Annotated in this window: 13 protein-coding genes; 7 read left to right on the top strand and 6 right to left on the bottom strand. The window is 67.7% G+C overall.

The window, feature by feature from the left end; all coding sequences use genetic code 11:
* Positions 1 to 127: 127 nt before the first annotated feature.
* Positions 128 to 484, bottom strand: coding sequence for a hypothetical protein (locus tag WD430_RS06190; RefSeq protein ID WP_339105146.1), 357 nt, complete (start codon positions 482 to 484; stop codon positions 128 to 130).
* Between the two features lie 491 nt (positions 485 to 975).
* On the opposite strand from WD430_RS06190, the gene WD430_RS06185 reads away from it, so the two are divergent.
* Both WD430_RS06185 and WD430_RS06180 read left to right on the top strand, forming a co-directional pair.
* Complete coding sequence (locus WD430_RS06185) at positions 976 to 2,220, top strand: C45 family peptidase (RefSeq protein ID WP_339105144.1); 1,245 nt, start codon at positions 976 to 978, stop codon at positions 2,218 to 2,220.
* A 208-nt stretch (positions 2,221 to 2,428) separates the two neighbouring features.
* On the top strand, positions 2,429 to 5,527 hold the full coding sequence (locus WD430_RS06180) for a thermonuclease family protein (protein ID WP_339105143.1): 3,099 nt from the start codon (positions 2,429 to 2,431) through the stop codon (positions 5,525 to 5,527).
* A 91-nt stretch (positions 5,528 to 5,618) separates the two neighbouring features.
* Here the strand turns inward: WD430_RS06180 and WD430_RS06175 are convergent, their stop codons facing one another.
* A complete protein-coding gene (locus tag WD430_RS06175) occupies positions 5,619 to 6,710 on the bottom strand; it encodes a glutamate-cysteine ligase family protein (RefSeq protein WP_339105142.1) in 1,092 nt (363 codons plus the stop codon).
* Positions 6,711 to 7,116: 406 nt separating this feature from the next.
* Between WD430_RS06175 and WD430_RS06170 the strand changes: the two genes are divergently transcribed.
* The 4 genes from WD430_RS06170 to WD430_RS06155 all read left to right on the top strand — a co-directional run bounded on the left by WD430_RS06170 (position 7,117) and on the right by WD430_RS06155 (position 9,649).
* On the top strand, positions 7,117 to 7,737 hold the full coding sequence (locus WD430_RS06170; protein ID WP_339105141.1) for an FAD-dependent oxidoreductase: 621 nt from the start codon (positions 7,117 to 7,119) through the stop codon (positions 7,735 to 7,737).
* 14 nt (positions 7,738 to 7,751) lie between these two features.
* Positions 7,752 to 8,369, top strand: a complete 618-nt coding sequence (locus tag WD430_RS06165) for a VOC family protein (RefSeq protein ID WP_339105140.1) — start codon at positions 7,752 to 7,754, stop codon at positions 8,367 to 8,369.
* A complete protein-coding gene (locus WD430_RS06160; RefSeq protein WP_339105139.1) occupies positions 8,366 to 9,034 on the top strand; it encodes a dienelactone hydrolase family protein in 669 nt (222 codons plus the stop codon). Before WD430_RS06165 ends, WD430_RS06160 begins: the two co-directional genes overlap by 4 nt.
* A 117-nt stretch (positions 9,035 to 9,151) precedes the next feature.
* Positions 9,152 to 9,649: a hypothetical protein gene (locus WD430_RS06155; protein WP_339105138.1), complete on the top strand. Its 498-nt coding sequence runs from the start codon at positions 9,152 to 9,154 to the stop codon at positions 9,647 to 9,649.
* A gap of 18 nt (positions 9,650 to 9,667) precedes the next feature.
* Here the strand turns inward: WD430_RS06155 and WD430_RS06150 are convergent, their stop codons facing one another.
* The 3 genes from WD430_RS06150 to WD430_RS06140 all read right to left on the bottom strand — a co-directional run bounded on the left by WD430_RS06150 (position 9,668) and on the right by WD430_RS06140 (position 12,620).
* Positions 9,668 to 10,084, bottom strand: coding sequence for a universal stress protein (locus tag WD430_RS06150; RefSeq protein WP_339105137.1), 417 nt, complete (start codon positions 10,082 to 10,084; stop codon positions 9,668 to 9,670).
* Between the two features lie 92 nt (positions 10,085 to 10,176).
* A complete protein-coding gene (locus WD430_RS06145) occupies positions 10,177 to 11,262 on the bottom strand; it encodes an inorganic phosphate transporter (protein WP_339105136.1) in 1,086 nt (361 codons plus the stop codon).
* A gap of 263 nt (positions 11,263 to 11,525) precedes the next feature.
* A complete protein-coding gene (locus WD430_RS06140; RefSeq protein ID WP_339105135.1) occupies positions 11,526 to 12,620 on the bottom strand; it encodes an aminopeptidase in 1,095 nt (364 codons plus the stop codon).
* 427 nt (positions 12,621 to 13,047) lie between these two features.
* Between WD430_RS06140 and WD430_RS06135 the strand changes: the two genes are divergently transcribed.
* A complete protein-coding gene (locus tag WD430_RS06135) occupies positions 13,048 to 14,079 on the top strand; it encodes a GntG family PLP-dependent aldolase (RefSeq protein ID WP_339105134.1) in 1,032 nt (343 codons plus the stop codon).
* Here WD430_RS06135 and WD430_RS06130 read toward each other — a convergent pair.
* Entirely contained in the window at positions 14,076 to 14,201 is a 126-nt protein-coding gene (locus WD430_RS06130) for a hypothetical protein (protein ID WP_339105133.1), read from the bottom strand. The genes WD430_RS06135 and WD430_RS06130 overlap by 4 nt on opposite strands.
* Positions 14,202 to 14,296: the final 95 nt, after the last annotated feature.

Genomic DNA, 14,296 nt, shown 5'->3' with positions numbered 1-14,296 from the left:
TGCTCTCCCCGTGGTTCAAATCCCCTCCCGCCCGCTTGCTGTCGCGACCGATCCGTGAGCGACAGCTAGACTATGCCGAGGGTGATTTACCGGACGCTGATTCGAGACTGAGACCGAGCGAAGGCTGTCAAATCCGTGTCTCCCCGATGGTGACGTACTCGTCGCTCTCGTCGCGTTCGACCTCGATAACTAGCCGCTCGTTTTCGGGGAGCGCGTCACCGGTCGTCAACTCGAGACCGTCGCTCGAGTCGATCCCGTCGTCCCACTCGTCGACGTACTCGCGGCTGGCGGTGTACGACTCGCCATATCCCCCGTCGGTGTAGGCGACCGTATCGCCGATCCGAACCCTGAGACCCGACGGATCACCGCTGACGTTCGTCGCCGTGATCCGGACCAGTTCGGCACCGTCGACCGTTCGGAAGGCGAACTCGAAACTGCCCGCGGACGGGACGGCGGCGACCCGGTCACCGGCGGTTCGAGACAACCGGCGGTACCGACGAGAGCGACCATCGTCAGCAGGCGGCGTCGGCTTCGCATTAGTGGGGGACTCAGGTGATCAATCGCTACGTGCAAGAACAGTTGAATGTTTCCGATACACTAATGCCGGCCACTAACGTTAAATAGAACGTCGGCAGTGCCGGTCGACGGCATCACAGTGGGGATCGGGGGGAACACAATTCGATCATCGCCACGCGCGACGATCGCCATCCCCGCTGCCGACACGCGTACACCCTTATACCGAACTTTTGCGCTGTCGTTCGGAAGACGTGTAGCGTCGTCCGTGACTGAGCGAATCGGAGATTCGCGAGGTCCGCGAGAGCGAAGCTCTCGCTTGATGACGAAAGACACTTCGCGCCGCGTCTTGGTCGCTCGTCGGCCCGCTCGCTCACTTCGTTCGCTCGCGGTGGGTGCACACTCTTGCCGTGTACTAATTCAGGCCGGCGATACAACCCCCTCGAGCCCCCTCTTCCTCATATGGACGATACGGCCGTCGACACCATTGCGTACGACGACTCGATCGCCGGCGTCGACTCCTTCGCAGACCACGCTCGGCGCCGCGCCGAGACCGAACGCGAGGCCGTCGAGTGGGCGATCGACGAACTCGAGTCGATCGTCGACGAGCAGGGAGTCGACCTCGAACCGCTGCTCGAGTACGCCCGCCGCAGTCGAGAGAGCCTGCCTGACCGCCACCGGCGGGCCTACGAGGCGATGGCCGATGTGTTCGACGTCGACCCCGACGTCTACGAGGCGTACGTCTTCGCGTACTCGGAACTCTGCGAGGAACTGGCCGACGGCGAGGGCCGCTCCGAGAAGAACCCGTTGGGCGCGGGAACGGCGACGGGAACGGGGGAGGGGTGTACGAACGCGCTCGTCGCGCCCTCGCGAGTCGATCCCGAATCGACGACCGACGCGGGCCCCAGCACCGCGACCGGCGGCCCGCTGGTGCTCAAGAACCGGGACATCGCGGGCCGAGGGGCGCGGCCGAAATCGATCGTCGAGCAGCCGCCGATCGACGACTACCACGGGATCCTGACGATCGACACCTGCGGGACGGTCTCGATGTTCAAGGGCGTCAACGATCAGGGGCTGGTCGCCGCGAACACGTATATCGACTGCGAGGGCGAGGGAGCGGACGTCTCTCCCGAGACGCAACTGCGAAACGGGACCGTCATCCGGATGCTCTTGGAGGAGTGCGCGACCGTCGACGAGGCCCGGGAATTCCTCGAGTCCCGTCCCACGCGCCGCCTGATGGGCCAGACGCTGTTCCTGGCCGACGACACCGACGACGTCCTGCTCGAGGTCGATCCCGCGACCGAGCGGATCTTCGTCGACGACGAGCCCGTCGTCACCCGGACGAACCACTTCGTCCGCTCGGAGTCGACCGAAGCCGAGAGTTCGACGAAACGTCGACGGCGCGCCCTCGAGTTGCTCGAGGACGAGGACCGCCTCGATCGGGACGACCTCTGGACGATCGCGCGGGACCACGCGAACGGGCCTGGCGACGACTCGATCTGTCGCCACCCCGAGCCGGAGACGGACGAACCGCACGCCTTCGGGCAGCTGACGACCGCGAGCACGGCCGTCTTCGAGGGCGGCTCCCCCGAGATCGAGGTCGCGACGGGCAACCCCTGCGAGACCGACCGCACCCGCTGTGCGTTCGGCGACGAGGTGCCGACCGATCTCCGGACCGGCCAGCGGTGGCTCGACCGCCTGCACTGATTCTCGCTGCGTCGTCGGAATCCGTCGGGACTCGATACGCTGTGTGTCTCTCGAGTGAGAACGGTGCGGGGAGCGACCGACTGCTCGAGCGACCGTCTCGACGACACGCCTTCGGAGACGGCCAGCGGCTCCGGTTGCGTATCCATCTCACATACCGGAACGTACCGCTATTACGAACGTTCATCTATCGAATGGGAAACGACTCATCATGGTCTCCCTTCCGACCGGCCACGCGCGTCGTCTGGACCGCCGATCGTTCGTCTCGCTGCTCGGCACTGCGACGGGGGCGTTCGCCCTCTCGAGTTCGTCGAGCGCTCGTCCCACTGAGCCGAACTCGGACTCGAGCGAGGGCCTCGAGGCCCTCTCCCTCTACTCGACGGCCTCACAGGTCAGCGCCGAGTACGACGAACTGACCGACGAGAGCCGCGTCGTCGCGTGGGCCTCCGAGGACGCCGCCGTACTGATCACGAACGACGGCACCGACGAGTCCGACGTCGTCTCCTACGAGGACGCGCGGATTCCGCTGATCACCCAGGACGGGACCGTGATGGGAATCGGCAGCGCGGCCTTTCTGAGCGACGAGCGCGGCGGCTTCGACGTCGGTAACGAGGAGTTCATGCTCGAGGTCTGGGACGAACTCGTGGGGACAGACAGCACGGTCCTCTGGGACGAGAGCCACGAGCAGTACTGGGACCTCGAGAGTCACACCGTTTTCCGGCGCTACGCCGAGGACAACGGCTACGACCTGCGGGCGCTCGAGGAGTTCGAGACCGACGGGACGTCCCTCGAGTTCTACTCGACGGCGAGTCAGGTGTCGCCCGCCGGAGACGCGCTGACCGACGACCGCGTGGCGGCCGACGACGGCCTCGAGGTGCTCGCGCGGGCCGAACCGACGGCGACGAACGTCGATCGGGCCGACGCGGACCCCTACCACTACGCCGACGACGAGCGGATTCCGCTGATCACCCGCGACGATCGCGTGGTCGGTCTCGGCGCGCCGCTGGTCAACGACGACAGCGATCACGCCGAGAACCCCGCGTTCCTCCGGGGCGTCTGGGACGACGTCGTCGACGGCGAGACGGTCTACTGGGACGAGAGCCACGACCAGTACTACGGCTCCGGGCGGTTCGAGACGTTCATTTCCGACGCCGAGAGCGAGGGGTACGCGGTCGAGTCGACCGACGACCTACTGACGGTCCTCGCGGGCGACTCCGACGGTTCGGACGGCGATGCCACCGCGGACGCCGACGCGGTCGTGATCACCACCCCCGCCGAGCCGTTCACCGCGGCCGAACTCGAGGCTCTCGAGTCGTTCGTCGCCGACGGCGGCGCCGTCTTCCTCCACGACCAGGCGGACTACGGCGGTCACGCGGAGACGGCCCACCTGAACGCGATCGCCGAGCGCCTCGATCTGGGATTCCGGTTCAACGACGATCAGGTCGAGGACGAGTCGACCGGCTGGGACGGTCACGTCTTCACGACGACCGACTTCGACGAGTCGTATCTCGATCCCGAAACGAAGTCGGTCGGCCTCGCGGACGCCGACGGCCTCGTGATCACCACGCCCCAGTGGGAGTTCCGGGAGTCGGAACTCGAGGCTCTCGAGTCGTTCGTCGCCGACGGCGGCGCGGTCTTCCTGTTCGATCAGTCCGATTTCGGCGGCAACGACCGGACCGAGAACCTGAACGCGATCGCGGAACGCCTCGACCTCGCCTTCCGGTTCAACGGCGGGCAGGTCGAGGACGAGGTCCACAACGCCGGGCCGGCGCACGTCCCGCTCGCGACCGACTTCTCGCCCGCGTTCGACTACTTCGGCGGTCGGGACGGCGTCGACATCGAGTTCGATCGCGACGGCGAGTACGACGGACGGATCGTCCGGGTGTTCGACGGCGACACCGTCGAGGTCGAGTTCGACACCGAGTACGGCTACCGCGAGGTGGTGCGCAACGTCGGCGTCGACACCGCCGAGACGCCGCCGACGGCGCCCGCTCCCGAGGAGTGGTTCGGGATCCCCGACGACGCCGGCGACCACTTGCACGACTGGGGCCAGCGGGCGGCCGAGTTCGCTCTCGAGCGGCTGGCTCCGGAGGGCGCGGCGGTCGACGAGTCCGGCCTCGAGGGCCGCCACGTGACGGTCACCTTCGACGAGGCCGAACCGTTGCGGGGCAACTACGGGCGGCTCCTGGGCTACGTCCACTACGACCCCGACGACTTCGAGGCCGACTTCGATCGCGGTTCGTTCTCGGCCACCTACAATCGCGAGCTCGTCGAGGAAGGGTACGCCCGCGTCTACTCCTCGGGCTTCGCCGCTCACGACGACTTCGCCGCGCTCGAGGAGGACGCCCTCGCAGCGGGGCGCGGGATCTGGTCGGCCGCCGACTTCGACGCGCTCCCGGAGATCCGCAACGAGTCCGTCGAGGAGTTGTTCGTCCCCGCACCGCGGAGTATCCGCAGCGCTCGCGGGCGCAACGGCGGCCGCCTCGAGTCGGACCGCGTCCCGGTCGCGGCGTCGCCGAGCGCGGAGCAACGACTCGAGCGCGGCGGCGTCGCGTACGACGGCGACGGTGCTGACGTTCCCCTGGTCGGCGTCGACGAGCGACGGCGCGTCGCGCTGGTCGGCGGGCTCCTCGTCCACGAGGACTACGAGGAGACCGAGTCGTTCGGCGTCGATACGAGCGGCTACGGCAACTTCCCGTTCCTGACGAATCTCATCGACTATCTCTCGGACGCCGACGGTGACGTGCTCGTCGCCGGCGGCCAGGGCCAGTTCAACGCCGACGGCTCGATCTCGCTCGAGGACTGCATGTACTACCAGCGGTACCTCGAGGGAGTCGGCGTTCGCCTCCGCCAGATCAACGACCTGTCGGAAACGCTCCTCGACGAACTGGAAGCCGAGGTTCCGCGGGCCGTCCTGCTCAGTGCGCCCGTGCGGGACCTCGAGATCGGCGAACTGCTCGCCCTCCGTCGGGTTCGGACGGCCGGCGGCGCGGTCGTCCTGCTCGGGAGCGCCGCGGCGTCCGCCGAGCACACGCGCCACCTGAACGCCGTCGCCGCGCGACTGCAGACGGACCTGCGGTTCAACGCGGACGCGGTCGTCGACCCCGAGCGCAACCTCGGGGGCGAGCCGACGGTCCTCGAGACGACGGCGATCGACGACTCGTACCCGCTGTTCGACGCGTACGAGCCGTCGAGCGACGAGGACGCCGACGCACCGGGTAACAGCGGTCACCCGTCGGGACACCGCGGCGAGGGACCGGGTAACAGCGCCCACGCACCGGGTCGCGGGCGCTACAAAAATCGCCGCTAGCGCTCCGGACGCACCGCACCGGCACCAGCGGCGTCCGCGATTCGAATCGCGGGGCCGATCGTGACTCTCCCTCCCGCGGTCGCGGGCCAGATCACGCCCGAACGCGGCGCCGCTCGAGGTCGGCCTCGAGTTGCGTCGCGGCCTCGAGTCGCAGGTTCTTCGCGCGGCGTTTCGAGAGCCGCGAGTCGGGGAGGCGGCTCGCGAGCGGATCGTACGCCGACGGCTCGAAGCCGAGGTTCCGCAGGTAGTTCCGGACGCCCGCGCCCTCGAGGCCGTCGTGGATCGCGGCGTCGGTGACGGTCTCGACGGTGTCGAACGACGGGAGCGTCACCGCGCCCTCGTTGTCGCCGTGGGTGTCGGTCGGGTCGCCGTCACCGATCACGGTTCCTCGAGCGTCGGCGCGGCTGACGATCGAGCGGACCGTCTCGGCGAGGCGCAGCACCTGACTCGGCAGGGCCGCGTCGGGCGAGCGCCACTCCACCGTCGGCATCGCCCGCCGCAGTCGGACCGGCGTCCAGACCGCGTCGTAGGGGGCGAACTCGTCGTCGAACGCCGCCGAATCGACGCCGCGCTCGAGCGCGCGCTCGCGGAAGGTCTCGAAGGCGCCCTCGAGGCGCCGTTCCCACTCGGCGGCGCTGTCGACGTAGGGCCAGAGCTGTCCCTGGTCGGGACAGGGCTCGTAACACGAGCGCCGGTAGAGGAACGGGCGGGCGCACTCGAGGATCTGCTCGCCGCGGTAGTGCGAGGAACTGTTCACGAGCGCGAAGGCGGGATCGATCGCCGTCAGCGCGTTCAACTGGTCGGCGACGTTCGATTGCTCGAAGTGTATGTGCGTGCCCGCACAGACTCTCGCGTCGTCGAACGCCGGGCCGACGATCCGCCGCTGGAGGTCGGTCCCCCGCTTATCGCGGTAGGGGATTTCCGACGGGGCGGCGTGCAGCGGCGTCGCCAACGGGACGAGTCGCTTGTCCCGTTCGCGGGCCGCGTCGACGACCTCCTCGATGAGGCCGAGGAACTCCTCGCGGAGCTCGGCCATCGACGAGCAGGGCGTCGTCTTGATCTCGAGCATCGGTTCGACGAACTCTGGATCAATCTGTTCGGAGTGGTCGAGCAGTGATCCGGGTGAAACCAGGTCGCCGTCGTCGTCGATGACCCAGTATTCCACCTCGAGGCTTGTGTTCATGGATGTCTCCGTGGGCTGCGATGTCGGGTGGCCCTCGAGCAAGCCGTCACCGGGCCACGACTGATTGGAGACGCCGACGGCCGCGGGGGGACGATCGCGGGCCGGCGTCGGGTGATTCGTTTCCGTACTGTCAGTGTTGCCCGGTTTCGCCTGAAGCGGTTGAGCCTGCGTACGCCAGGGTGATATCATCGGGTTCAGGCTTTTATTCACGGAAATACGGACGGTACGCCGAAACAGTCTGTCTCCTCATCAGACACGTCGAGCGCAGAGCTGCACGCTTTCCGTTATCGTGTACGAGACGATCGTCCGGTCGTCGACCGACTGCCGTCCCGGTAACACGCGTGTTACGTAGTTGACCCGGCGTCTCTGCGGGGTTCATACGGCTGCGGTAACATTCTGTAACTACATGAGCGACGAGACGACTTCGGACGGAGACGAACGGAACGCATCCGTGATCGTGGTCGGCGGCGGTGCCGCCGGCCTGAGTGCCGCGCTGTTCACCGCGAAAAACGGCCTCGAGACGACGGTGTTCGACACCGACGAGACGTGGATGCACAAGGCCCACCTGTTCAACTACCTCGGCATCGGTTCCGTCGGCGGCAGCGAGTTCATGGCGACCGCGCGCCAGCAGGTCGACGACTTCGGCGCCGACCGCCGACAGGGCGAGGAAGTGACCGCGGTCGCCGAGTCCGGCGACGGCTTCGCCGTCGAGACTGAGGACGGGAGCTACGAGGCCGACTACGTGGTCCTCGCAACCGGCGCGAACCGCGACCTCGCGGAGGAACTGGGCGTCGACTTCGCCGAGGACGGCACCGTCGACGTCGGCGTCGAGATGGAGACCAGCGTCGAGGGCGCCTACGCGACGGGCGCGATGGTCCGCCCCGAAGAGTGGCAGGCCGCCATCGCCGTCGGCGACGGCGCCGCCGCAGCACTCAACATCCTCTCGGCCGTACGCGGGGAACACTACCACGACTTCGACGTCCCCGACGACGCCTCGCGCGTCTTCGGCGAACTGGTCGCGGAGTAATCGAACCCACCACAATGTCTCAGGAATCACCGAATCCGGTCACGCCCGAACTGCCCGACAGCCCCGTCCACACGACGGGAACCGACCACATCACCGTCTGGGGGAGCAACGAGGAGGACACGATCGCGTTCTACCGCGACCTCCTCGGGATGCCCCTCGTGCTCCGACAGCCCAACCTCGACGATCCCTCCCAGACCCACCTGTTCTTCGACACCGGCGACGGACGGATCCTCACGTTCTTCGTCGGCGACCGTCCCTCTGCCAACGGCCAGCGGGGCGGCGTCGGCGCCGTCCACCACCTCTGTTTCAGCGTCGATCCCGACGACTACGAGGAGATCATGGCGGCCCTCGAGGACGCGGGGCACCAGTACAACGTCTTCGACCGGGGCATCTTCCACTCGATCTACACCACGGACAACAACGGCCTCGTGATCGAACTCTCGGCGGACAAGTACGAGATCCCTACCGATCGCAAGGGCGAGATCTATGCCAAGGCCCAGGAGCTCCGCGAGGACGACGGCGCTGACTACGCCAAGGACGAACATCTCCGCGGCGCGATCGAGGCGCTCGGTCTCGAGGTCGTCGAACACGACCTGCCCGAGGCCAGCACCGGCGTCGGTGGTGTCGAATGAGCGCCGATGATCGCGTGGACGGTCCCCATCAGGGACAACCGCTCGTTACGGGCGGCACCGCCCTCGAGGACGCCGAGGCCGCGCTGGTGCTCACCCACGGCCGCGGCGCGACCGCGCAGGGGATGATCCAATTGGCCGACGAAGTCCATCGGGAGGGCGTCGCCTTCCTCGCACCGCAGGCGGCCCGGAAGACGTGGTATCCGAACTCCTTCCTCGAGCCCGTCGAGCGAAACGAGCCCGGCCGGTCGTCCGGTCTGCGGGCGATCAGCGACGCGATCGACGAGGCCAACGACGCCGGGATCCCGACCGACCGCGTCATGCTCGTCGGCTTCTCGCAGGGTGCCTGTCTCGCCAGCGAGTATGTCGCTCGCAACCCGCGACGGTACGGCGGACTCGCTGCCCTCAGCGGCGGCCTCATCGGCGAATCCGTCGATCCCGACGACTACCTCGAGGGCGACGCCGATCTCGAGGGAACCCCCGCCTTCCTCGGCTGCAGCGACGTCGACCCCCACATTCCCGCGGAGCGCGTCCACGAGACGGCCGACGTCCTCGAGTCGATGAGCGCCGACCTGACGAAACGCCTCTACGAGGGGATGGGCCACGGCGTCAACGAGGACGAACTCGAGTTCGTCTCGGGGATGGTCGCGGCGCTCGTCGAGAACTGACGTCCGACGCCGACAGACCTCCTCGCGTCGGCACCGCTCTCTGCGACGTTCCGCCTCGAGAGACACTCATTCTCGTCGTGACTGGCGCTTATCCCCCGCAACGGCGTAGGATCGCTAATGGCTCCGAACAGCGCGGACAGGCGGACGGTCCTGTCGACGGTGGCCGGCGCGGCCGCGGCCGTCTCCGTCGCGGGCTGTCTCGGCGGGAGCGAGGAGTCCGCAGACGACGAGCCCGAACCCGAACTCGATCAGGCGACGGCGGCCGAGGGCGACACCGACCCCGCGGCGTGGCGCGACGTCGAGGCGCTCCGGTTCGACGGCTACGTCGGGGGCTGGCTCGGCGTCGAACCGGCCGCCATCGAGGGCGTCGAGAACCCGACGCTCGTCCTCGTCGAGGGCCGGGAGTACGAGGTCACGTGGGAGAACAAGGACGGCATCCACCACAACTTCGCGTTCTGGGACGAGAACCGGGAGGTCGTCGAGGACTACTCGACCGACGGCACCGACGTCGAGGGCGAGCGCGAGACGCTCGCGTTCGAGGCGACCCCCGAGATGGACACCTACCGCTGCGAGTATCAGCCGGCGGGACAGAAGGGTCCCGTCGAACTCATTTAGTCCCTCGAGAGGTGGCGCTCACCGGACGAGCGTGACCGAAACCGGGGCGCGGCGAACGATCCGTTCGGCGACGCTGCCCAGCAGGATTCGCGAGACCCCCTTCCGACCGTGGCTGCCGACGAGGATGTGGTCGATATCGTTCTCTTCCGCGTACGTGACGACCTCTCGAGCGGGATCGCCGGAGGCGACCTCCATCCGGAAGTCGACGCCGCTCGTGTCGACGAGGTCCATCAGGTCCTCGCGCAGTTTCGCGGCGGCCGCCTCTTCGCGGTCGTCGAGCAGGTCCTGGATGGCCCTGATGCTCGCCTCCGTGTAGCCGTCCGCGAACTCGACGACGCGCAGGAGGACGATCTCATCGTCGGCGTACTCGTCGAACGCGTATTCTACTGCCTTCTGTGCGGGCGCGGAACCGTCGTATGCGACGAGGACGTTCATAGTTGGGATAGCGCCTCTGGTGACATAAACCCGACCGCTGGGTCCCGACCGCGCAACGGTCGTCTCGGACGCCGACCCCGATCGAACCGTACTCAGACGCCGAAGACCGGAACGAACTCGAAGAGCACGAACGCCCCGACCGTCGCGACGATCGGGACGACGTTTTGCATCGCGATCACGCGGGCCGTGGTCGCGGGATCGAACAGCGACGACGATCCGCCGCGGGCGGCGCCGGAGAGCGTCTGTCGGGACGCCCGCCCCCATCCCAGCCCGACGATACTCATCGTCGCCACGATGACGAAACTCGCGGGGATGCCGATCGCGGAGAGGCCGACGACGATGGCCGAACTGATGACGGCGACGACGATCGCCGCCGGCAGCGGCAGCGCCGTGACGTCGTTGCCCAGCGTCTGGAGGGTCCGCCGGGCGATCGTGAACGCGCCGACGGCGACGGCGGCCGACCCGAGCAGGATCAGCGCGCCGAGTCGCAGTTCGCCGGTCGCGTACAGCGGCGCGACGGCGTTGGCGATGTTGCTCGTCCCCGAGGCGTACGCCATCAGACAGCCGACGGCGACGACGGCGACCGAACCCGACAGCTCGCGTCGCCCGTCGACCCCCGCGACGCGGAACCGCGGAACGATCCCCGACGAGACCAGTCGCACGAGCGGCCGGTCCCGCTGTCGCTCCTCGAGGGCGAGCCACGCCAGCAGCCGGGGATACCAGTACCGGCCGACGACGGCGGCGACCCAGAAGCCGACGACCGGCGCGACGAGCCACCACGTGACGATCTCGCTCAGCACCGCGCGGTCGAGTTCGCCGGCCGCGAACCCCAGCGCGGCGACCGCGCCGACGGCGGTCATCGACGTCGAGGTGGGAACGCCCGCGTAGTTGCCGAGGAACAACGCCCCGCCGATCACCAGCAGGACGGCGGCGCTCGAGCGAAGCGTGAACACCGACGGATCGCGGAGGAGATCGCCCGCGAGCGTCTCGACGACCGCCGGGCCGACGGTCAGGGCGCCAGCGGAGAAACAGACGGACATGAGCGCCGCCGCGACGACCTTGCCGATTACGCCGGCCCCGACGGCGGGGCCGAACGCCGGTCCGGTCGTCGATCCACCGATGTTGTACCCGACGAAGGCCGCGACGAGCAGCCCGACGGCGAGCAACAGCGCGGACATAGACGTTCGATCCGTCGATACGTTATGCGAAATATTTGTGGATTATGGAACTGACATACTCGAGGATTCACTGTCGCACTCGAGGATAATCGGGGTTCGTTTCGGATCCGATCCAACGAGACCGCCACGAGCAGAGACATCTCGGCACCCTCTCGCGCAAAAACGACCGCAGAAATCGAAGATTTCTGCTGGGCCCGCAAGAGCGTTGCTCTTGCGGACTTCGATGAAAAAGGCCGCTCGCTCCCGTTAGTCGCTCGCGGAAGCTATTCTTCGAAGCCGTCTTCGAACCGGAACGTCCCGTCCCGCTGGACGACCTCTCCGTCGACCTCGATGACCGAGTCCTCGCTCATGTCGACGATCATGTCGACGTGGACCGCCGAATCGTTGGCCTCGTTGCCCTCGCCCACGGTGTCGTCGTAGGCCCGGCCGACGGCCATGTGGACCGTATCGCCCATCTTCTCGTCGAACAGCATGTTGTAGGTGAACCGGTCGATGTCGCGGTTCATCCCGATCCCCAGTTCGCCCAGTCGGCGCGCGCCGTCGTCGGTGTTGAGGACTTCCGTGAGGACCTCTTCGTTCTTCGCCGCCGAGTGATCGACGACCTCGCCGCCCTCGAACTCGAGGTAGACGTCCGTGATCTCCCGACCCTGATGGTACAGCGGCATGTCGAACAGCACCTCGCCCTCGACGCTGTCGGGCTGGGGCGCGGTGAAGACCTCGCCGCCGGGGAGGTTGTGCTCGCCGTGGTCGTTGAGCGTCGGGTTACCCGCGATGGACATCGTGACGTCGGTCGTGTCGCCGCTCTTGATCCGGATCTCCTCCGCGGGATCCATGATCTCGACCATGTGCTCCTGGTGTTCGCGCTGTTCCTCCCAGTCCTTGTTGACGGCGTCCCAGACGAAGTTCTCGTAGCCCTCCGTGCTCATCTCGGCGAGCTGGGCGTTGGCCGGCGCGGGATACTGCGTGAGACACCAGCGCTTCGAGAGCCGTTCCTCTAAGATCGGCCGGTGGGCCTGCTGGTAGGCCGCCTGCGTCTCGGGGTCGACGTCGCTGGTCTGGGTGACGTTGTCGCTGGCGCGGATGGCGATGTAGACGTCCGTATTCTGGATGAGCGCGAGTTCGTGCTCGGGCGTGTCGAAGTCGTCATCCGCAGCGCGGAGGAAGGCCCGCCGCTGGCGCTCGCCCGTGCGCTGGCTGACCGTGACCGGGTTCGCGCCCTGATCGCCGATGACCTCGTGGAGGGCGACGACCAGGTCCTCGGCGACGGGGTGGGCGTCGACGACGACGTTGTCCCCCGCCTCGAGGTCGACCGAGTGGTTGGCGATGATCTCGGCGTGCTCGCGGATACGTGGGTCCATACTCCACACGTCTCTCACCGCCGGGATACCGTTTTCGCATCGAAACCCGTCACCGGCGGCGACGCCGGGCGGAACGGGCCGTCGGCTCAGTCCCTGTTCTCGAGGAAGGTCCCGAATAGATCGACACCAGCGCGCAGCCGACGCCCGCGTGAACGGCGACTCGAGGCCGCCCTCACCGCCCTCGTCGATCACCCGGCCGCTGAAGCCGAGCAGGAGCAGCGGAAACACCGCGGTACGCAATGTAGGGACGATCCCCGGGCCGGCGAGCGCGGGGGCGGGCCGGCGTCGGGTTCGCTCACGGTCTCGCTCCTCCCGGCGTCCCGACGCCGCTATCGGGCGGCGGGATCATACGGCCCCGACGACTGGTTTGAAACGTAACTACTCGATCGCCGCCGGCTATTTCGTCCGCTGCGAGCAATGGCTCACTATGATCGATCTGCGCTCGGACACGGTGACGAAACCCGACGACGAGATGCGCGAGGCCGCCGCCACCGCCGAGGTCGGCGACGACGTCTACGGCGAGGACCCGACGGTCAACGAACTCGAGGCCCGCGCGGCCGAGGCCGTTGGCACGGAGGCGGCCCTCTACGTTCCCTCCGGCACCATGGGCAACCAGATCGCGGCGCGAGTCCACACCGACCGCGGCCAGGAGGTCCTCGCGGACCGGAAGAGCCACGTCGTGAAGTACGAACTCGGCGGGCTCGCCCAACACGCCGACCTGCAGGTCCGCACGCTCGAGACCGATCGCGGAGTCCCGACGCCGGAACAGGTCGCCAGCGAACACGTCGCCGAGGACCTCCACCGCCCCGGAACCGGGCTGCTCTGTCTCGAGAACACGCACAACGCTCGCGGCGGGCTTGCGATCGCCCCCGAACTGATCGCGGCCGCGGCCGAGGCGTCCCGCGAGCGCGACGTGCCGGTCCATCTCGACGGCGCGCGCGTGTTCAACGCCGCGACGGCGCTGGACGTCCCGGTCACCGACATCACGGGACCGGTCGACTCGGTCATGTTCTGCCTCTCGAAGGGGCTCGGCGCGCCGGTCGGCTCGATGCTGGCCGGTAGCGAGGCGTTCGTCGAGCGGGCGCGCCGCGTCCGCAAACTGTTCGGCGGCGGGATGCGACAGGCCGGTATCGTCGCGGCGCCCGGTCTGCGTGCCCTCGAGAACGTCGACGACCTCGAGGCGGACCACCGGAACGCTCGTGCCCTGGCCGCGGGACTGACCGAGGTTCCGGGGTTCGACGTTCAGGAACCGGAAACGAACGTCGTTCTCGTCGATATCGAGGGGACGGGTCTCGAGACGGCGACGGTCCTCGAGCGACTCCGCGAACGCGACGTTCTCGCGACGGCCTTTGGCGCGACGACCGTTCGGTGCTGTACCCACCGAGACGTGTCGCGGGACGATATCCAGCGCGCGCTCGAGGCGTTCAGTGCGGCGTTCGACGATCCGACGGCCGATTAACGCATTCCGTCCCGGAACTCGAGGATGGTCCGGCGGATGAGCAGATACGAGAAGAAGATCAACGTGAGGAGGATCACGACGATAGCGATGATGACGGGGTCGTCAGGGATGAGGTCGAGCATACCGGGCGTACCGTGTCAGCGCGCAAAATCGTTTCGACCTCGTTCACGTGTCGGCGTCACGACTCGATACGGCGGTGGAGGCCGACTCTCCGTCG

It is taken from the genome of Haloterrigena sp. KLK7, from assembly GCF_037914945.1.
Lineage (GTDB): Archaea > Halobacteriota > Halobacteria > Halobacteriales > Natrialbaceae > Haloterrigena > Haloterrigena salinisoli.
Note: the sequence above shows the minus strand (reverse complement) of the source record. Positions and strands in the feature narration are given on the sequence as shown.